The sequence below is a fragment of the Paenibacillus hexagrammi genome (assembly GCF_021513275.1).
Classification (GTDB): Bacteria; Bacillota; Bacilli; order Paenibacillales; family NBRC-103111; genus Paenibacillus_E; species Paenibacillus_E hexagrammi.
Genome location: NZ_CP090978.1, coordinates 2,741,414 through 2,761,659, shown reverse-complemented (window position 1 = coordinate 2,761,659; position 20,246 = coordinate 2,741,414). Strand labels below are relative to the sequence as shown.

Annotated in this window: 15 protein-coding genes, 4 pseudogenes and 1 other annotated feature; of the genes and pseudogenes, 16 read left to right on the top strand and 3 right to left on the bottom strand. The window is 46.7% G+C overall.

All coding sequences use genetic code 11. The features are described 5' to 3' along the window. Positions 1 to 17: 17 nt before the first annotated feature. From L0M14_RS12215 to L0M14_RS12190, 6 genes and pseudogenes are all read left to right on the top strand, one after another. Positions 18 to 695, top strand: coding sequence for an ArsR/SmtB family transcription factor (locus L0M14_RS12215; RefSeq protein ID WP_235122332.1), 678 nt, complete (start codon positions 18 to 20; stop codon positions 693 to 695). After that, positions 658 to 957, top strand: coding sequence for a hypothetical protein (locus L0M14_RS12210; protein WP_235123081.1), 300 nt, complete (start codon positions 658 to 660; stop codon positions 955 to 957). Before L0M14_RS12215 ends, L0M14_RS12210 begins: the two co-directional genes overlap by 38 nt. A 55-nt stretch (positions 958 to 1,012) precedes the next feature. Next, entirely contained in the window at positions 1,013 to 1,315 is a 303-nt protein-coding gene (locus L0M14_RS12205; protein ID WP_235122331.1) for a hypothetical protein, read from the top strand. A 26-nt stretch (positions 1,316 to 1,341) separates the two neighbouring features. After that, the gene (locus L0M14_RS12200) at positions 1,342 to 1,806 is read left to right on the top strand and encodes an HAD family hydrolase (protein ID WP_235122330.1); all 465 of its coding nucleotides are present in this window, start codon (positions 1,342 to 1,344) and stop codon (positions 1,804 to 1,806) included. A 94-nt stretch (positions 1,807 to 1,900) separates the two neighbouring features. Next, positions 1,901 to 2,165 (top strand) — a binding site (T-box leader). Positions 2,166 to 2,319: 154 nt separating this feature from the next. Then, positions 2,320 to 3,404: pseudogene (gene asd, locus L0M14_RS12195) on the top strand (aspartate-semialdehyde dehydrogenase). Positions 3,405 to 3,554: 150 nt separating this feature from the next. Continuing rightward, positions 3,555 to 5,024, top strand: a pseudogene (locus L0M14_RS12190) (protein adenylyltransferase SelO). Positions 5,025 to 5,132: 108 nt separating this feature from the next. Here L0M14_RS12190 and L0M14_RS12185 read toward each other — a convergent pair. Further along, a pseudogene (locus tag L0M14_RS12185) lies at positions 5,133 to 5,551 on the bottom strand (C40 family peptidase). Between the two features lie 332 nt (positions 5,552 to 5,883). Here L0M14_RS12185 and L0M14_RS12180 point away from each other — a divergent pair. The 8 genes from L0M14_RS12180 (at position 5,884) to L0M14_RS12150 (ending at position 14,013) form a co-directional block, all read left to right on the top strand. Beyond that, the gene (locus L0M14_RS12180; RefSeq protein ID WP_235122329.1) at positions 5,884 to 6,285 is read left to right on the top strand and encodes a hypothetical protein; all 402 of its coding nucleotides are present in this window, start codon (positions 5,884 to 5,886) and stop codon (positions 6,283 to 6,285) included. Between the two features lie 118 nt (positions 6,286 to 6,403). Continuing rightward, the gene (locus L0M14_RS12175) at positions 6,404 to 6,862 is read left to right on the top strand and encodes a DUF1992 domain-containing protein (RefSeq protein ID WP_235122328.1); all 459 of its coding nucleotides are present in this window, start codon (positions 6,404 to 6,406) and stop codon (positions 6,860 to 6,862) included. A gap of 120 nt (positions 6,863 to 6,982) precedes the next feature. After that, positions 6,983 to 7,372 (top strand): hypothetical protein, encoded by a 390-nt coding sequence (locus L0M14_RS12170; RefSeq protein WP_235122327.1) that lies wholly within the window; start codon positions 6,983 to 6,985, stop codon positions 7,370 to 7,372. Positions 7,373 to 7,603: 231 nt separating this feature from the next. Continuing rightward, positions 7,604 to 8,749: a methyl-accepting chemotaxis protein gene (locus L0M14_RS12165; protein ID WP_235122326.1), complete on the top strand. Its 1,146-nt coding sequence runs from the start codon at positions 7,604 to 7,606 to the stop codon at positions 8,747 to 8,749. Positions 8,750 to 9,762: 1,013 nt separating this feature from the next. Continuing rightward, positions 9,763 to 10,476 (top strand): reverse transcriptase domain-containing protein, encoded by a 714-nt coding sequence (locus L0M14_RS12160; protein ID WP_235122325.1) that lies wholly within the window; start codon positions 9,763 to 9,765, stop codon positions 10,474 to 10,476. Then, a complete protein-coding gene (locus L0M14_RS31875) occupies positions 10,358 to 10,777 on the top strand; it encodes a reverse transcriptase domain-containing protein (RefSeq protein ID WP_350340499.1) in 420 nt (139 codons plus the stop codon). Before L0M14_RS12160 ends, L0M14_RS31875 begins: the two co-directional genes overlap by 119 nt. Positions 10,778 to 11,212: 435 nt before the next feature. Then, entirely contained in the window at positions 11,213 to 11,785 is a 573-nt protein-coding gene (locus L0M14_RS12155) for a PA14 domain-containing protein (protein ID WP_235122324.1), read from the top strand. Beyond that, a complete protein-coding gene (locus tag L0M14_RS12150; RefSeq protein WP_235122323.1) occupies positions 11,698 to 14,013 on the top strand; it encodes a family 43 glycosylhydrolase in 2,316 nt (771 codons plus the stop codon). The genes L0M14_RS12155 and L0M14_RS12150 overlap by 88 nt, the downstream gene beginning before the upstream one ends. Positions 14,014 to 14,324: 311 nt before the next feature. On the opposite strand, the gene L0M14_RS12145 is transcribed toward L0M14_RS12150, so the two are convergent. Together L0M14_RS12145 and L0M14_RS12140 are read right to left on the bottom strand one after the other, a co-directional pair. Beyond that, on the bottom strand, positions 14,325 to 15,104 hold the full coding sequence (locus L0M14_RS12145) for a hypothetical protein (RefSeq protein ID WP_235122322.1): 780 nt from the start codon (positions 15,102 to 15,104) through the stop codon (positions 14,325 to 14,327). A 524-nt stretch (positions 15,105 to 15,628) separates the two neighbouring features. Continuing rightward, the gene (locus L0M14_RS12140) at positions 15,629 to 15,874 is read right to left on the bottom strand and encodes a hypothetical protein (RefSeq protein ID WP_235122321.1); all 246 of its coding nucleotides are present in this window, start codon (positions 15,872 to 15,874) and stop codon (positions 15,629 to 15,631) included. 537 nt (positions 15,875 to 16,411) lie between these two features. Here L0M14_RS12140 and L0M14_RS12135 point away from each other — a divergent pair. After that, positions 16,412 to 17,266 carry a tyrosine-type recombinase/integrase gene (locus L0M14_RS12135; RefSeq protein WP_235122320.1) on the top strand — a complete coding sequence of 285 codons (855 nt, stop codon included), beginning with the start codon at positions 16,412 to 16,414 and terminating at the stop codon, positions 17,264 to 17,266. A 16-nt stretch (positions 17,267 to 17,282) separates the two neighbouring features. After that, positions 17,283 to 20,244: pseudogene (locus L0M14_RS12130) on the top strand (Tn3 family transposase). The last annotated feature ends 2 nt before the right edge of the window (positions 20,245 to 20,246 follow it).

Here is a 20,246-nt window from a genome sequence, read left to right as displayed (position 1 = left end):
CAAAAAGGAACGAATCTATGAGTGAAATCAAGCAAGAAACCATCCGTTATCCTGCTTCTCGAATCGTAGATGTCGCCAAAGCACTGTCTGGTGATATTCGGGTACGAATCCTTGAAGCACTGGGCGAAAAGCCCATGAGTGTCAGTCAATTGGCTGAAGCCCTTGGCGCTGCGCAGCCCACCATCTCTATCAATGTGCAAATTCTTGAGCAGGCTGAGCTAGTCGTGTCTGCCCAAGGCGCCAACCGCGAAAAGATTTGCTCGGTGACTTGCCGTTCCATCCAACTGGATCTTCCCTCTAAACTAGGTGAGGGTCTTCATCGCACTGAAGACATTCACATGCCGATCGGGATGTATTCGCGATGCTCGATTCAGCCGACCTGCGGCATGGCCGGGAAGGACGGCAGCATCATTGGGTCTACGGACGACCCGCGCGCATTTTATATGCCGGAACGCACGGAAGCTGCGCTTTTGTGGTTCTCAGGCGCAGGGTATGTAGAATACTATTTTGCTAACCCGATGCCGCCGGGCGTCACTCTGGATGAGCTGATTGTGCGTGCAGAGGTGTGCGCAGAAGCTCCTGCCTTTCAGATGGAGTGGCCTTCGGACATTACACTATTCATAAATGATTTGCCTATCGGCACATGGACCAGCCCGGGTGATTTCGGGGACCGTAAAGGGAAAGCTGACTCCTGAACGTTGGCGCAGCGGCACGGAATACGGCCAGTTGACGGAGTGGAGAGTTTGCAAAGAGGGCAGTCTCGTGAATGGTACCCTGTCAGCGGAGACAAACATTGATCTACTTGGACTTGCTTTTCAAGAGCCAATCCGTGTACGTTTTGAGGTGCAGGAGGAGGCGCTAAATGTTCGAGGCCTCAATCTGTTCGGGTCCGGATTTGGTGACCATGCGCAGGATATCGTCATGTCGTTTGTGCGCTATGCAGACCCTCAGGAATGATGTGCTGTCGATCGCAGTTTTTCAGCATCTATGACAATTCTTAGGAGAATGTTTCATGGCTTTCGGGATATCCAGAAGTGAACTGAATGAATGGAAGCGGAAGTGTAAGCAGGGGGAAATCGCTTATTTGACGCATTATTGGTTGGATCCTCGATTTGAAGGGCTGAAGACCGTGACGAAGGTTGGCTGCTGCGATCTGGATCGACTTCAGGATTGGTGCAAGGAGTATAGTTTGAACCCTGCTTACATCCATCATCGGGATCAATACCCGCATTACGATTTGCTGGGAAAGAAGCAGCTAGAAGTTTTGAACAATGAAAATTTGACCGATCATCTAGTGAGATTTAAGCTGATTTGAGCGGCATGCAGCGAGGAGAAATCAATATGTTACTCAGGATTCCAGGCCAAGAAGACATGGTCATAACGGATCTTGTCCTAGATTTTAATGGAACGATTGCATGGGATGGGAAGATCCTGCCGCAAGTGAAAGAACGATTGGAGGAGCTGTCAGCATCCATTACGATTCATGTCTTGACAGCGGACAGTAACGGCAGTGCGTCGATAGAGTGCGAATCTCTGCCCGTCAAGCTGCAAATCATCGGCAAGTCCAATCAACGGGAAGCTAAAGCTGATTTTGTGTCAAGTCTAGGATCAGGTGTAGTCGCCATGGGCAACGGTGTCAATGATGAACTGATGTTCCGCCGTACTGATCTCTCCATGGCAGTCATTGGTAAAGAAGGCTGTGCGACTGTGACTTTACTTACTAGTCATATTGTTGTTCAAGATATTGCAGATGGGCTGGATCTCTTGCTGAAGCATCATCGGTTAATTCCGACACTTCGAAAATAACTTGAATCGTGTGTTGGAATTCTTTTTAGTATATGGAATTTTTGAAAATCATATTTACGTGATGTGAGATATCTGTTAAAATGATCAAAATGTTTAAAATGCGATGAAGAGACGAGTAAATAAATGTATGCTTTCACAGAGAGCTCCGGCAGCTGCAAAGGAGCAAAGCGATGTTTATTGAAAAAAGACTCTGAGCAGCCCATCGGAACCGCGCAAGCTGGGGATGGTGAGCCAGGAGCTCCTGTTATAGAGCTAAAGTATACGCATTGCATCCGTAATGCCGTACTTGAAGAGGCTGATATGGCGACAGTTCAGCGAAATTAGGGTGGTACCACGAGCATAACAATCTCGTCCCTGAGACTTACCGAAGTCTTGGGGGTGGGATTTTTTGTTGCCTGATAAAACGGCTTGGTGCGGCATACGGACAGAAGTCGAAAGATTTGAATAGACCTAATGTAGATAAGGTTATGAGTTCACACACTTGAATACTTCATTGAAAGGATTGAATCGACTATGACAGCAAAATTAAAAGCAGGTATTGTCGGAGGCACAGGAATGGTAGGCCAGCGCTTTGTTCAGCTGCTGGATCAGCATCCATGGTTTGAAGTAACAGCAATCGCAGCAAGCAGCAGCTCTGCTGGTAAAACCTATGAGGAATCCGTAAAGGGCAGATGGAAGTTGGATACGCCGATCCCGGATCCCGTTAAGCAAATCGTCGTACAGGATGCTTCCAAGGTGGAAGAGGTCGCTTCTCAGGTTGACTTTATTTTCTGTGCGGTAGATATGAAGAAGGATGAAATTAAAGCGCTGGAAGAGGCTTATGCGAAAACAGGCACTCCGGTTATTTCGAATAACTCTGCACACCGCTGGACGCCTGATGTACCGATGGTCATCCCGGAAGTGAATCCAGGGCACATTGAAGTGATTGCTGCTCAAAGAAAGCGCCTGGGCACATCGACCGGATTTATCGCGGTTAAACCGAACTGCTCGATTCAAAGCTATGTACCGGCTCTTCACGCATTGAAGGATTTGAATCCTACAACAGTGGTAGCATCTACGTACCAAGCGATCTCCGGCGCGGGTAAAAACTTTACTGACTGGCCGGAAATGCTTGACAACGTGATTCCGTACATCGGCGGCGAAGAAGAAAAAGCGAGCAGGAGCCGCTGCGTATTTGGGGAACTCTGACGGACGAAGGTATCGTCAAAGCTAACGCTCCGCTGATTACAACGCAATGTATCCGCGTACCGGTTACTGACGGTCACCTGGCAACGGTTTTTGCTTCATTTGAAAAGAAAACCTCCAAGGAAGAAATTTTGGAGAGATGGAAGCAATTCAAAGGCCGTCCGCAAGAGCTGGCTTTGCCAAGCGCGCCTAAGCAATTTATTACGTATTTTGAAGAAGAGAACCGTCCGCAAACGAAGCTGGACCGTGACATTGAGCGCGGAATGGGTGTTTCGGTAGGCCGTCTTCGCGAAGATTCCTTGTACGATTTCAAATTTGTGGGATTGTCCCACAACACGCTTCGCAGCGCTGCAGGCGGTGCTGTGTTAATTGCAGAGCTTCTTAAAGCGGAAGGCTACATTCAAGCTAAATAACGTCAGGGAATTTGACCCGATAAAAAACAGCAAGCATCCCGATTTCTCAGGGGTTTGCTGTTTTTTGCTATAGTCAGCAGCGGTCGGTTAAAATCTTAGATTGGCCTGATTGGATATACTATGACAAAACGAGAAAGCAGAGGAGTCCCAATGACAGAACATCAAGCTTCATTGAACCCAGGCTGGAATTTTAATAACAGCTATGCAGCATTGCCGAATCCTTATTTACACAGCAAAATCCGGTTCCAGTCCGCGCGCCGAAACTGGTCATTCTCAATGAAAAGCTAGCTGAATGGCTTGGCTTGGATGTTGAAACACTACAATCTAAAGCATGTGTAAATGAGCTTGCAGGAAACCTTGTACCCGAAGGTGCTGCGCCGCTGGCACAAGCATATGGCGGACATCAATTCGGGTATTTTAACAAGCTGGGTGACGGCAGGGCCATACTGCTTGGTGAGCACATGACACCACAAGGAACGCGTGTAGACCTGCAGCTAAAGGGATCAGGAAGGACGCCATATTCACGCGGCGGTGACGGAAGAGCGGCCCTGGGTCCGATGCTCCGAGAATATATCATCAGCGAAGCTATGCATGCTCTTGGAATTCCCACAACACGAAGCCTGGCGGTCGTGACCACCGGTCAGTCCATCATCCGGGAGACGGAGTTACCAGGATCAATTCTTACGCGAGTAGCGGCTAGTCATATTCGTGTCGGAACTTTTCAATATGCAGCAAACTGGGCGAAAGAAGATTTGCAAACGTTGGCGGATTATACGATAGAGGCATTACCCGGAGATTAGCCAGGAGGAGAACCGGTACCTTGCTCTGCTGCAAGGAGTGATCAAGCGTCAGGCGGAACTCATTGCCAAATGGCAGCTCGTCGGATTTATTCATGGCGTTATGAATACCGACAATATGGTGCTTAGCGGAGAGACCATCGATTATGGTCCTTGTGCGTTCATGGATGCTTACGATCCGGCTACGGTATTCAGCTCCATTGATTCTCAGGGGCGTTATGCGTACGGGAATCAGCCGCGAATCGCTGCGTGGAATTTGGCACGACTGGCAGAATCGCTGTTGCCTCTAATTGATAGCAATGAAGAAAAGGCTGTGAAACTGGCTGAGGATGAGATATCCCGATTTTTTGATATGTATATGAAGCATTGGCTTGCGGGAATGAGGGGGAAGCTCGGAATTCGCACGGAAGAGGCGGAAGATGAGGCTTTAATTAATGAGTTGCTTGGGTTGATGCAGACGTATCGTGCTGATTTCACGAATACATTTCGTATGTTGACGTTGAATCAGCCTGCTGCTTTGCCTTTCTTTGCAACCGAGGAGTTTAAAGCCTGGTATGGACGTTGGCAGGCTAGATTGGGGAGGGAGGCAGGCCCGATCGAATCGGCTTATGAACTTATGCGCAGCAGCAACCCTGTAGTCATTCCTCGGAACCACCGAGTAGAAGAAGCCTTAGAGGCTGCGGAAAACGATAGGGACTTTACGAAGCTTTATAAGCTGCTAGACGTTCTTGCTAAACCGTTTGATTATTCCATAGATGTGGAGCTGGATTATATCCTGCCTGTACAATCAACACGGCCTTATCGTACTTATTGCGGCACCTAGTTGTCACCATATCAACAGAGATCGGAGAAAAGCTGCTGAAGCTCGGAATGGACACTCCTATATCGACAAACAAGCTCTCATCCGAAGATGAGAGCTGATTCAACTCATTTATCTAATCACGCGGCGGGCAGTCACATAGTGTGACTTCCAGTAGCTGTTAATGGTAGAGATTTTAACACCACCAGCGCCATACGTATGCAGCATTTTGTTGTTACCCAAGTAAATAGCCACGTGTCCTACTTTTACTGATCTTCCCGGAACGCTGAAGAAGATCAAATCTCCTTTTTCAAATTGCTTCTGGAGACATACAAGCCGACTCTGGATTGATCCGAGGCCGAACGAGGCAGAGTAATTCCATATTTGGCAAATACGGTTTTCGTGAAGGAAGAACAGTCAAACGTCCTGGTTTGACCATATTTAGCTCCAAATTGATAAGGTGTTCCCAAATATCTTTTACCCAACGCAATAATACTGTTGGCTTTGGAAGTTGCGGACGTCGCTGATGCAGAAATGGTGGCTGCATGCATAGGCGCAGGGTTGCTCAGGACCCCACCAGTGATAGTGATAGCGGCGGCGATCGACAGGACCGTCAGACGTTTTTTCCATCCTTGTTGAAAGTTCATGTTGTTTCCCTCCTATGTGATGGTTAGCAAGGCTTGTCCGTAATGAGTGAAGCGGACTTCCTTGTGCTTGCTATCACTATACCAGATAAAATTCCTCCTAATTATTGCTAGGAGCTGCGCAATCTGTTGGAAGGCGGGAGGGAGACGGCTTTTCTGAGAAATCGATGAGAATCTTCTGATAAAATTTTTATTGACTTTTGAGCGGCTTCCTGCGTCTATTTTTAAAAAAGATAGTTTTGATCACCGTTGGTTTTGGATTAGGTGCAAATGCGATAGAGAGCCATGGTCTCCTTTGGTATGAAGATGGGGAATGGCAGGCAGAGCCTTATCCCCAAGCGCCGATGGCTATCTCGGAACAGCGTGGCAAGCAACTTCAGGATAGCCCCTACTGTTCAGGCAATGTAACAGCCATCCACCAAAAAGACGAGTACGCGGCAGTTGTTTATGCACTTGGCTTAGGTACGCATCCCGGCCAGGAGGTTCATCTGCTGAAAAGAACCAGTAACGGGTGGACTGTGGCGTGGGCGCCAACATATCCGGATTGGTCGGAGCTCTGGGATGCTAGAGTGGACATGACCGATGATATTAGTGCTTTTACAGTCCACAGAAGTGATATGAAAAAAATAAGGAACGCGTAGAGGCTTGGAGCCTATTGGATGAAGGTTACTTGCTACTTGAAGATCAAGATAAGAAGCAATGATCAGGTGAGTAAACTTTTAATATGAACGAAGTAGAGAGGGGGGGGGGGGGCGTGGAATGAGCGAAAACCAAGAGCAAGAACAGGAACATGATAGGAATAAGAAACATCAAAGGGTTGCCCATTCAATGGATGAACTGGATTTGATCGAGCTTCAAAAGGAGAGTTGGGCGGACGACGCCTATCAGGAGTTTGTCCGAAACGGCGGACTTAACCGGTTGCCGGGAATGGGTAAACCATTATCGGTGCCGACGGGTGATCCTTTAGAGACCGTGCTTCGTCAGGCTAACGTACAGCCTCCTTGGGTCATGCTGAGAAGCGAGATCGGAACCTCCATGAAGAAAGCGATGACGCTGCTTCGAAAATCGCCGAACGACTCCGAACTCGTTTTGATCCTATCCGACATTAATAAGTTAATTATTGAACTCAATGGACTTGCTCCGAGTCATACACTGCATCGTGTTTTGGTCAGTAAGGATAATCTCGCGGAGCAGTATGAGCGTTGGTATAGGAGATAGGAGTATCCCTCTCCCACGATTTTTTTGTACATACACCTACCTACCAGGAAGGATTTAGCGGAATCTCGTCGAATCTTGTCGGATAGATGCTATGTAAGTATTTACGCAGGGGGAATGTACTTGAAGAAGTTGTGGGAGTATTTCAGTAAACGACTGGTATCCAAGCTTGTCATCGCTGTCGCGGTGGTCCTGCTGCTGTTGACTGCCGGTCATGTGCTGCTGCAGGTCAATAATGCGAAGGCGGCAAGTGAAAGCGCTATCGCGTCGTACGGCATGAATTTGGCCCAGAGCTATGCGAAGCAAATGGATTTGAAAGAGTATGAACAATTTTTGAAGGATCCAAAAGAGGATGACAGCTATTGGTCGATACGCAGTGAATTAGACCGATATCGTACACAAATTGGCGCTCTATATGTATATTTGGTCAAAATTAACGATCAGAAGGAACCGCTCATTATGATCGACGGTCAGCCGAAGGATTCTGACAGCGCTTCCCCATCAATGAGGTGACGGATATTCCCCCTGATGCGATCGAAGCGCTATTGAAAGGGGAGACAGCGCATTCCTCAATCATTGAGAATCCCCAATATGGATCTTATCTTTCCTCGTACTCTCCGGTAAAAAATTCGGAGGGTAAGATTGTCGGTGTTCTGGGGATTGATGTTGAAGCCAGTGCTGTTGAGCAGATAGCAGGGAAAATTTTACGAGGAAGTTCCATGTATGACGTGGGCTTGAGGGATTTTGACGATAGTTGCGCTACTGGTGATCGCCCTATTTATAGCACGTGCACTTCGTCCGCTTCGTTACCTGGGGGAGGCTACGGAACGGATCGCCGAAGGTGATCTTCTGCAGGCAAAAGCGATATTATTGAAGCACCCGGTTCACTCTATGGATGAAATCGGATCCGCTTACGCGAGTACGAAGCGAATGTCTGAAAAGCTGACCGAGCTAGTGGGAGCGATCTCATCGAATGTGAAAGGAACGGCCGATCAATTGGCAGCTTCGCTTGAAGTGATGTCCGTGGAATCTCAGCAGCTTGTGAATATGAATCAAGTCGTTAACGATACGGCGCAAAAAGTGGACGAGGGTGCTCAAACCCAGCAATACAGTGCTTCGGAGAGTGCGCGTTCCATGCTTGAAATTACGCAGTCTATCGGGCGCGTGTCGGAGGCTGCACTCCATGTCTCGGACGCTTCTCAGACAGCGCTTCAATCCGCAGAATCCGGAAAGAATACCATTCAACTCATGAAGCAGCAGATCGGTACAATCGCGGCAGCAGCGCAGGATACGCAAAGCCTAGTTCAAGCATTAGGCGGTTATTCACAGCAAATTGGTGAAGTGCTAAGGGTTGTTGTTGATATAGCGAATCAGACCAAGCTGCTTGCTCTTAACGCATCGATCGAAGCAGCTCGCGCCGGTGAGCATGGCAGCGGATTTGCTGTCGTCGCAAGTGAAGTGCGCAAGCTTGCGGAGCATTCTTCCTCTTCCACCTCACAAATCTCCGCGTTGCTGACCAATATTCAGCACATATCGGTGCAAATCAATGAAACGATGTCTACGGGAGCCTCAGAGGTTCAAGCGGGCATTGAGTTATCCAAGGAAGTGGATGAGTCCTTCCATCGGGTTGTGGACCTATTTCGATTTGTCACCACCCAGATACAGGAAATCTCTGCTTCCGCCGAGCAGATTTCAGCTGGGTCGCAGGAGGTGGCAGCATCAGTAGGGGAAATATCAGATATCGCCTCTGTCTCATCGGCAGGTACCCATGAAATTAACCAGCTGGCACACAAGCAGCTTCATGCTGCTCAGCAAATTTCTGCATCGGTGCAGCAGCTGAGCGGAATGACGCGGGAAATGAAAGCAGCAATTGAAAAGATTACCGTATAAGCGCTCGCAGCAAATCTACTGAAGCTCGTCGTGGCTCCAGCTTTATCACCAAACTCAGCCTGAATCCTCAGGCTGTTTTTTTGGTGCGCCTCACAGTCGCACAATCTAAGTGGTTCAAATCCACTCGGTAGCTTTACCCTTTAAAGTGCCGTAGCCGAAGTAGAGGTCCTACTCCAACAAGAATAGGATTGGCAGGGTGTCTCTCGTGAGAGGGAATCCGAAGGGCCTGCAGGCAAAGTCCAGCCCGGAATGCGGTGAACCAGAGGTGGCGGCGATGCTGGGTGACCCGCCCAAAGAACGGGGAAACCTATACTTTTATGTGTATCTTGCAGGAAAACAAACAAAGGGATATGACCTGTAAGGCTCATCGACGTGATTAGGGTCAGGATGGATGGAAAAGAATGTGCAGATAACTGAGGGAAGTCTCGTAGTTTCCTTGACGCAAACGCGGACGAGGTAGGGGAGGTATAACCTTAAAGGGAAAGCCGAATCGATAAGCTGCGAGATGGCGGATCGTTTCGTAGTAGCGAGTAAGTCCGAGCCAATGAAAGCTGGTAACAGTCTGGAGGAGAAAACTCGGATGAGTATGCGCACGAGGGAAAAAAAAACTCAGTCGCATAACCTGCTTCCACTTCAAAAGAGGGAAGACAGAGGCAAAGGGAACGTGCTTCGTCAAAGTCTGTGAGTTTGTGTGAGTGGAGATCGTAAGCGCCTTGAACCAACGAGGGTAGTTCCAAATGGGTGCGTCCCGCCAATGGCGAAAGAACTCCAACGGATAGAGGGCTACTGGCGGCCTGAGTACACGACGGACAAACAGGAGCGATTGACAATGAGTCTAAGACGCATTTGTTGCGCCGTGGAATAAGCAAGGAATCGATTATCTGTAGCGGAAACAATACCAGCTTGGTGAGTAGCGGTAAAGGTGGTGAAACACCAATGAAACCGAAACGGCAATATTACTCCTGATCGATAAAGTGTACCAAATAGAAAACCTGTACAAAGCGTGGCTGTCTGTGAAGAAGAATCAAGGAAGCGGCGGAATCGATGGCATAAGCATTGCCATGTTCGAGAAGAACGTGAACATGAACCTAAAAGAACTTCAAAGGTTATTGCAACAAGGGCGGTACAAGCCCGATCCGGTGCGACGACACTTCATTGAGAAAGAGAATGGGAAATTAAGACCGTTAGGTATTCCCACAATCCGAGATCGAGTATGTCAGCAAGCGGTTCGCCAAATCATCGAGCCGATTTTTGAGCAAGACTTCTACTATTACAGCTTTGGTTTCCGTGCAGGGTACTCGGCGCACCAAGCAATAAATACGATTCGACGTGCGAAACGCGGCGGATACGAATATGTGGTTGACCTTGACATTATGTCTTTCTTCGATGAAATTCCACACGAATTACTGATGGAGAAAGTACATGAGAGAATCACCGACGGAAAAGTACTGACGCTCATTCGCGGATGGCTAACGGCGGGATTCATGGAAGATGATCAGTTCCATGAAACGGAAATCGGGTCCCCGCAGGGCGGAAATTTCGTCGCCATTGCTTGCGAATTTGTACTTGAATCATTTCGACTGGGGAATGAAGGAGAAAGGTTTTGCTGTGGTAAGATACGCAGACGATGCAGTTATCCTTTGCAAGACAAAGGAACTGGCAGAAGAAGCATACCTAGTAGCAAAGACTATTCTGGAAGAAGAACTGCGGCTGAGAATGCATCCTGAGAAAACGAAGGTTGTGCATTTCGATGAAGGATTTCGTTTTCTAGGATTCGATTTTTGGAAGGATTATCTCATTGTACCTGACACGAAAGTGGAGAAATACAAAGATAAAGTCCGTAATATCACCCACAGACAACAAGGAAATAACCTACAAGAAATGATTAAGAAACTAAATGAGGTCGCACGAGGTTTTGTGAAACTATTTCGGCATAGGGAATGTAAACAAGAAGTTTCAATGTTTGGACAAATGGACGCGTATGAGGGTGCGAGCTTTCATACGCAAAAAGAAATCTACGGTTTCTAACTCGCTGATTCCTAACAAAGTGTTGGAATCGGCAGGAATGGTATTTCTAACAAGCTTACTCACCACACGTTCCTAATTCAGGAGTGAAATAGGCAATTCGGCGACGGATGAAGAGAACTCACTCCTGAAGATGGGGAACTGACGAAGGAAAGCCGTGTGCGGGAAATCCGCATGCACGGTTTGACGGGGAGTCCGAGGAGTAATCCCTCGTCTTACCCTACTGCCATTTGAGGGTGAAGCTTTTCAGATAATTATAAAAAACAACCGGATATTACAAATCTATCTTCGTGAAAATATGTTACTTTATAAGCACGCTGTTGTTTTGGCTGCCAAAAAGGAGGTATTGCATGAAGTGAAACTTTGTAAGTACAGACAGCTTGGTTAACCGCTTCCTAGTTACGAATGACCATGAATCAGTGAACAGGAGGAACTGCTTTGAGGAGATTATTTGGAATCGTGATCGCCTTGATTCTCATATCAGGGATGCTGATGACACCAACCGGCGCAAGTGCTGCAGACCCGACCATAGAAGGACACGGATTGTGGGGAGAGTTCTATAAGTGTGAAAAAAATCCCGACAACCGCGAGGATATCAACGTGTTTAAGTTTGATGACTTCCGGGGAGAGCGCACCATTGCTAATCTCAATGGCGATTCATTTGCCGGTATTTTTACACAATTTTCAGGCACAGCCGATTACAATACAGCCAGATTTACAGGAACGATTGTACCCAAATATACTGAAGATTATACGTTTCATATGGTGGGAGACGATGGTTTTCGATTATGGATTAACGGCGCTTTGGTTATCGATTTCTGGCAGCAGAAATGGGAAGTTCCTCAGGTTAGCGCACCGATCTCGCTGGAAGCAGGAAAGCATTACGATATCAAAGTTGAATACCTGCAAGGTTGGGGCGGCACATGGCTGAAGATGGAGTGGGAAAGCGCCAGCCAACCAAGAGAGATTGTTTTCCTGAGTCTGCGCTTTATTTGCCGGATGACCATGTAGCTGCGAACAAAAAAATCGATCTGGCTGCAGAAATTCAAAAGGCCGATTATGCAATTCAGCAGTTTGCAGGCAATGCATCTGAAAGCGCTTTACAGCAGTTGAACGACGCAAACAGTCAGGCAAAGCAAGTTATGGATACCATTGATTCCAGTGAAGCAGACGGCAAAGACAAAATCGAGTTATTAATCGAAACGACGAACAACTTGTCTGTTGCGCGAGCTGCTTTTATGAAGGACATGGGAGTAACCAGCTCATCGGCATTCCATACATTCAGCAACCCGCTATATCAAGGCCAAGATCCTTTCGTTACATACAAAGACGGCTTCTATTATTTCGTGTCCTCCAGCAATTTGGATTCAAATAATAAGGTGTATGTGTCCAAATCACGCACATTGACTGACCAGGGCGAGAAGATTATGGTATTTGACTCTCAAGGGACGCAAACTCGTATTTTTGCGCCGGAGATCTTCTTCTTTGACGGGAAATGGTACATCTATTACTGCGCGGATCTGCAGGAATTCGGCTATAAACATATGGCAAATGTGCTGGAGTCCGTGACAGACGATCCTCAAGGCGCTTATGTTAACAAAGGTGCATTATTCACTGGGGAGAACGGCGTGTATAAACAGGCTAACGATTTTACCGTTTTTGATTATCAAGGTCAGTTGTATGCGGTATGGGGGACGCTGGGCTCCGGCGAACCGGCAGGGCCGGCTATTGCGCCAATGGATAACCCTTATACGATTACAGCAAATCGCTCCTTCTTACCAGGCGGCGGCGGGGAAGGTCCTCGCGTTCTGCAAAAAGACGGCAAAGTGTTTATTACCGTGTCAGAAGGCGATTATCAGTCCAACGGCTACCGTTTGTCGTATTTCATGAATACGGACGGCAATATCTTGAATCCTTCTTCCTGGACTCGTAAAAATGATGTTTTCGTAGCAACTGGTGATGTGTCCGGTCCTGCACGAGCCGGTTTTGTCAAATCAGTTGATGGTACAGAAGATTGGATGATTTATCATTCACGTGTGTATAAAGATGTGGGACGTAACTGGTGGCGGCAAGTAAATATTAAGAAATTCGGTTGGAACGAAGATGGTACGCCTAATTTTGGTCAGCCGGTTTCTCCTTCTGAGTGGCAGCCACTACCTTCAGGTGACTTAGGTCAAGGTGATATGTACCAAGCGGAGAATGCCATTTTATACGGCGGCATTACCAAAGATAACAGCCATACCAACTATCAAGGCACTGGATATGTGAACTTGCCGAATCAGCCGGGCGCTGAAGCGAGCTTTGTCGTGAATGCCAATGAAGCCGGCGATTATATTGTTGGCGCTAGATATGCATATGGCGTTCAAGTCGATGGAGAATCTACGAATAATCCGTCAAACCAACTGCCGGCAAGAGCAAAGCTCCATGTGTTTGTCAACGGTAATCAGGTGACGACAATTGCGCCGGACAAAACGGCTATCAGCTGGAATGAATGGTTTACAGCTTCTGTAAGACTGCCTTTACAAGCAGGTAAGAATGTGATCAGCTACCGAGTCGATAAGGGCGACATTGGCAATGTGAATCTCGATTATATGACGATGTATAAAGCGGATGTGCCTAACGGTGCGCCTCTCACGGAGCTGACCGGGTCTCTAACCGGTGAAACGCAGGTTCCTGTGGGAAGCAATTATGAAGTAATCTATGGTCTGAAGCATGTTTCCCAAGATGTTAGTGACGCCATTTATGCACAAGATCTGGTGTTTACTTTTGACTCTAATAAGATACAATTTGTATCAGTAGAATCCCTGATAGACGGCCTTCAAATTGTTGATACAAAAACGGATGTGCCGGGGCAGGTTCGTGTGCTAGTAGCAAGTCTAGGCGGCGAGCATGCTGTTTCGACGGATGGAGAGCAGCTTAAGCTGCATTGGAAAACGTTGCAAGAGACCAACCAAGCGGCTGTTACACTTGCAAATGCGCAATTTGCTAATGCTGCGGGTGAAGAGAGCACGACTCAGCCCGTGACCTTGAGCTTTGCGATTACAGGCATACCAAGTACACCGGGAGATCTGAATTCAGACGGCAAAGTCTCCATTGGAGATTTGGCGATTGCTGCAGCCAACTACGGTAAGACGACAGCAAGTCCGGATTGGGATACAGCTCAACAATACGATCTGAACGATGACGGCAAGATCGACATCGCAGATCTAGCTGTGATTGCAAGAACTATCATTCAATAATTGCTATTCGAACAAAAATAGGGCGGAAACGCTCTATTTTTGTTTCTTAGATGTTGAGCCGGAAACCGGCAATTCTCTAGATTGTACATAATCCATTTAAAGAAGAGGCTATCTAGAGTCAATAGCCTTTTCTCGTCGCAAATAAATTAATCGGTTAATAAAACTGACAAAGAGCTTCATGGGGTACCGCCTACAAAACGCGGAAAACGTACGCTAAGTAAAAATAAAGTCAGCATTATATGAAAATGCATTATAGAACCTGCATAAGCTCAAGAAAAAAGCAGTGCCTCCGCTGGGGGACTGCTTTTTTCTTACTTATTGACTGTCTTTTTAATCTGAACATCCTTCCAGTTCGTACGGCCATCCTTGTCATAACCAGTCATTTCGGAAGCGTTCAATATATCACCGGTTTTGACATCGAAGAATACAGTCATTCTCAAGCTGTCATTCTCACTGTTAGGAGAATTGGGCGAGATCCCCATGACTCTAAGAAGATACCGACTTTCGGAAGAGTTTGGATCAGTAATAAATCCCATGATACTAAAATGATACCCCTTGATCCAGTCATCCTTAATTTCGGGATTCCCTGGCCGCATACCCAGTACTTCAATCGCCTTTTTAACTGCTTCAGGGGAATCAATTTTAATATCAGAAATTGCATACTGCCCTTTCTGAAGTAAATTGTTGTCGTCTCTTTTCACCTGAGAATCAACTTTCCCATCTTTGAACGAAATGGTAACGTTAATATTGCCCTTCTTGTTACCAAACTGAAGATTCCAAGCATTCCTTTTTCCATCCGCACCATCCGATTTTCCTTGCGGCACAGTAGTATCATCAGTACTTGTCAAGCTAATAAGTAGAGGTTCTTCTTCTGTGTGCTTCTTTGCCTCTTCATATCCAAGGCGCAAAGCTTCCATCATGGTTAATTTTTTCTTCTCGTCAGCCTTCATGTTGCTTATTGACGTAGTAGCCTGTTCCACAGGTTTGTATGCAGAACCGCCGAATGGGCCGATTTTTAGCGCGTACAATAGAAAGACCGCACTCGCAATCAATATGATAAAGCCGATGCCGAGGTACTTCTTTTTTAACAAGTGTATTCTCCTAAAGTTGTTGGGTTATTTTAAGACGTATAAGTATAATCAAGCTTGATTACGCCATATTTAATTGCAGACTGAGTATCCTTGTTATAGAAGATATCAATCCAATAATCTGTTCTATTCGGACCAGAGCCTGTATCGTCTACTGTAAAATCGCTCTTGTAGCCGACGCCATCAGGTAGCCAAATATCTTTGTTTGTACTTAAAAGTTTTCCAAAAGGAATGACAGGAGCGTACGTGCTGCCGCCGATATCTTTTTGTCTATGGACAGCGCAAATCCCCAGCGCTGGCCAGTTGCCATTCGCTGTTTTGTTCCCTGTCCAGTTATATGCGGTAGAGTCTTGGTTTGTTTTGCTGATAGTACTCAGAGCGCTAAAAGAGGAAGACTTTGAGGTAGCTTTAGACCTAACGAGAGGCTCTCCTGTAGAGGAGAGTCTTTGCTCATTGGCCTGATCTAACTGCTGTTGCGTCGTAATTCCTTTATTTTTGAGTTGAGGGGGCTTCGAAAACGGAGAAAATCATCCCTCTTCATCCGGGCCGCTTTCAATTGCTTTCCGCAGTGCATTGGCATCGACATTGTTTTGTGCCGCCAGTTTATCAATCTCCGTGCTGGAGAATGTAGTTGTCTTTCCGTCCAATGTCACAGAAACATCGGAAGCTTCCTTCGTTGCTGGGCTCGATGCTTGAGCAAATGCACCGGAAGCGATAGTCAACAACATTGCAGAGGATAATGCGGCACTAGTTACGACTTTGAGCAGTTTCATTTGTTCAAAAACCTCTTTTCTATTATGTTGGTTTGATGTTTCCATCCCAAATTTGATTGGAAATGGAAATACATGTATTAGATTAATAGATTTTCATTTAAAATGGTATAGTTCCTAATTCCCATATTTTGTATATATTCCAAGGTAATGGACTACTGTATAAAAATTTTAGGACAAGCCTCCTCCAGATCAGCCCCTTAAAAGGTCAGGCATATTCCCTCCATTCTCTCCTCGATCCATTCCACATCTAGTAATGATCGATACGGGATCGATTGATTGGCTCCAAAACTATAATTTTTACAGTGTCAGGCTTAGTACAACACAATATAAATTGTGTTGTACTAGACTCTATCGAGGGATACAATCAGGATATTTAATGCAACACAATTTATTGTTATTACTGCAAATTCTAATGCAACACAATTAATTTGAATTTTACGATGCATCAAGTCAAGGGGGTTGTTAGAAAGTGGAAAGGGCCGGGGAACGTCAACACGTTAACGCAATCACGCATGAAGAACTTGGCGGGGGCGAACCATGAGCAGGGTCGATGCGTTTTTTACCTACCTCAAAGCGAACGGTAAAAGCCAAAACACGATCAAAGGATATGTCCTGGATATAAATCAATATTTCAAATGGTTTGAAGAATCATTCGGTCAAGAATGTGCGGTGCTGTATCGACAAAACGTGCTTGATTACGTGAGCTACTTAAAGAACATCAAGCTGAATAACGCCAAGACTATCAATCACAAGCTCAGCAGCTTGCGAAGCTATAATGACTTTCTGATCTCCTCGGGCATCCAGAACGACGCGGTGATCCAGAAAACGGACATGATCAAAGTACAGACAGAATATGCTTCCCCCACGCAAGTTACGGAGTTGGAAGTAAAACAGTTTATACAAAAAGTGCTTGAGAGCAAAAACAAGCGAAATTATGCGATTGTCACGCTCCTCGCCTATACGGGAATGCGTATTTCCGAAGCCCTATCTATCTGGCTAAGTGACTTTAATTTGCAAACCGGCGAGTGCATCATCCGGAACGGAAAGGGCGAAAAGCAAAGAACCGTTCTTATGAACACCAAAATTATCAATGCCCTACGCGACTACTTAAAGGATCGCAACCGGTACAGCGTGGCGGAAAATTCTAAGTTCTTATTCGTCAGCAAGAAAAACGATAATCTGAACCGAACGGTAGTCAATCGCATCTTTCAGCAGTACAGCCCTAAGATTACGCCGCATCAGCTCCGACATTTCTTTTGTACCAATGCAATTGAAAAAGGGTTAAGCATTCATGAGGTCGCAAATCAAGCTGGTCACTCCAATATCAACACGACTCTGCTCTACACGAATCCGGATAAAGCCAAGCTGAAACGCAAAATGGAACTTTTATAACGGAAGGTGTTTTTCGATGAGGGGTAAAGAGTTATTGACGGAAGAGCAGCGAGAGGAGTTCATGCAGATCCCGTCCGACAGCGATTGGGATTTGGGAACGTACTACACATTTTCTCAACATGACCTCGACATCATTAACAACCACAGGCGCGATCACAACCGTCTGGGATTTGCAGTCCAATTGGCCGTTCTACGCTTCCCTGGATGGTCTTTATCGGATCTCAAGATGATTCCAGATTCGGTGCTAAGCTATATTGCTAAACAGGTCGGCGTAGATCCGGATGTTTTCGCGCTGTACGCCCAGCGCGAGCCGACTCGCCGGGAACATATGGAGGAAATACGCCAGGCATACGGCTATCGGAATTTTACACTTCGAGAATACCGGTCAATCTCCCAAATCATGTTGAACTATGCGTTAGAGAATGGGAATGCTGATTATCTGCTCCGGACGGCAGTTGATGAGCTGCGCAAACAGAAAATCATTTTTCCCGGCATGACAACGATTGAGCGTGTGGTATGGGAAGCCCGCCAGCGTGCAGAGGAGAAAATATCCAAGCTGCTTATTTCGTCTCTTACTCCGGAGCAGATTGAGAAATTGGATCGCATTCTTTCTCCTATGCCGGAAAGCAGCAAGACTTATCTCGCTTGGCTACGTGAAATACTCGGAAGCTGCTCCCCTGACGCTTTCCTCAAAGTGATTGAAAAGCTTGAATTTGTAAGGGACTTACGGTTACAAATCGATACAAAGGGCATTCATCCGAATCGACTACGCCAGCTATCCAAAGTTGGGTCGCGATATGAGCCACATTCCTTTCGACGATTCGATGATTCAAAGAAATACGCTATTTTGGTCGCCTATTTCATTGAGCTTGTCCAAGACTTGACCGACCAGGCATTTGATATCCACGACCGGCAGATCATGCAACTGCTGTCTAAAGGACGAAAAGCCCAAGAGGAACTTCAAAAACAAAACGGAAAATCGATAAACGAAAAAGTGGTTCACTTTGCTGATCTTGGGGCGGCTCTGATCAAAGCCCGAAGCGAAGGTACTGATCCGTTTGTTGCGCTTGATGCTGTCATGCCATGGGGTCAGATCGTCGCATCTGTGGAGGAAGCCAAGCGACTGGCGCGGCCCGTCGATTACGACTATTTGGACTTGCTGGAAAAGAAATTCTATGCGCTCCGGAAATATACGCCAACGCTGTTAAAATCGTTGGAATTTCGGTCAACCAAGTCAGCAGAGCCGCTAATGAAGGCGGTTGATATCATCCGGGATATGAATGAAACCGGAAAGCGAAAGGTTCCGGAAGGCGCACCGCTGAACTTCGTTTCGAACCGCTGGCAGAAGCACGTTTACGATGATGACGGAACAATCAACCGACATTATTATGAAATGGCTGTTCTCACGGAGCTTCGGAATTATGTCCGTTCCGGTGACGTATCCATTGTCGGGCCGTCAGCATAAAGACTTCGATGAATACTTGGTTCCAAAAGAGAATTGGGCACGGATCGAACCAGGCACTACAACACTCGCAGTGAGTATGTCGGCCAGCGATTACTTGGCTGAACGTACGGAATCGCTGCTCAAAAGGCTGGAATGGGTTTCAAATAATGTGGAAGACCTCGAAGGTATCAACGTAGAGAACGGAAAACTGCATATCGAACGCTTGGAGAAGGATACTCCGGAAGAAGCCCGAGATTTCAGCGTATCCTTGTATGAGCTGCTTCCTCGCATTAAGCTGACCGATCTGCTGATCGAGGTAGGGAACTGGACAAAATTTCACGATCAATTCATTCACGCTTCAACAAACCGACCGCCGAACGATGAGGAAACAAAGGTACTCATGGCTACAATTATGGCAATGGGTACGAATATCGGATTGACCAAAATGGCCGAAGCTACTCCGGACATTTCTTACCGGCAGATGGCCAACGCGGCCCAATGGCGACTTTACGAGGATGCCATGAACAAAGCGCAAGCTGTTCTTGTCAATTACCACCATAAGTTGTCACTGCCTTCTTATTGGGGCGATGGCACAACGTCCTCATCAGACGGGATGCGCGTTCAGATCGGAGTAGCCGCACTTCATGCCGATGCGAATCCGCATTACGGTACAGGGAAAGGTGCAACGATTTATCGATTCGTCAGCGATCAATTCTCCAGTTTCTATACCAAAGTTATCAACACAAACGCCAGGGATGCGGTGCACGTCATAGACGGGTTACTCCACCATGAAACTGACTTGGCCATCGAAGAGCATTATACGGATACAGCCGGATATACAGATCAAGTCTTCGGTTTGACACATCTTCTTGGCTTCCGCTTTGCGCCGCGGCTACGCGACCTTTCTGATTCCAAGCTGTATACCATCGGGAAGCCTAGCGATTTTCCAAAGCTGGAGAAGCTGCTGCGTGGCCAAATCAATACAAAGATCATTCAGGAGAATTACGATGATGTATTACGGCTCGCGCACTCCATCCGGGAAGGAACGGTTTCGGCTTCGCTGATTATGGGGAAACTCGGATCTTATGCTCGTCAAAACCGTTTAGCAACCTCTCTCCGGGAAATGGGACGTATCGAAAAATCCATCTTCATCCTGGACTACATTTCAAGCGAAGCGCTGCGGCGGAAGATCAACCGAGGGTTGAACAAAGGAGAGGCAATGAACGGATTGGCCAGATCGATCTTTTTTGGCAAACACGGCGAGCTGCGTGAACGCGCTCTGCAAGATCAGCTCCAACGGGCCAGCGCATTAAATATCCTCATCAATGCAATCAGTGTATGGAATACGGTTTATTTGACGCAGGCAACGGAATATAGAAAGAGCCATAAGCAATTGAATGAAGAATTGTTGAAGCATATTTCCCCTCTTGGCTGGGAACACATTAATTTCTTAGGCGAATACAAATTTGATCTAAAACAAATTGCAGCTCTAAGGGGATTACGGCCTCTTAAACAGGTATCGACCGAAAAATAGGT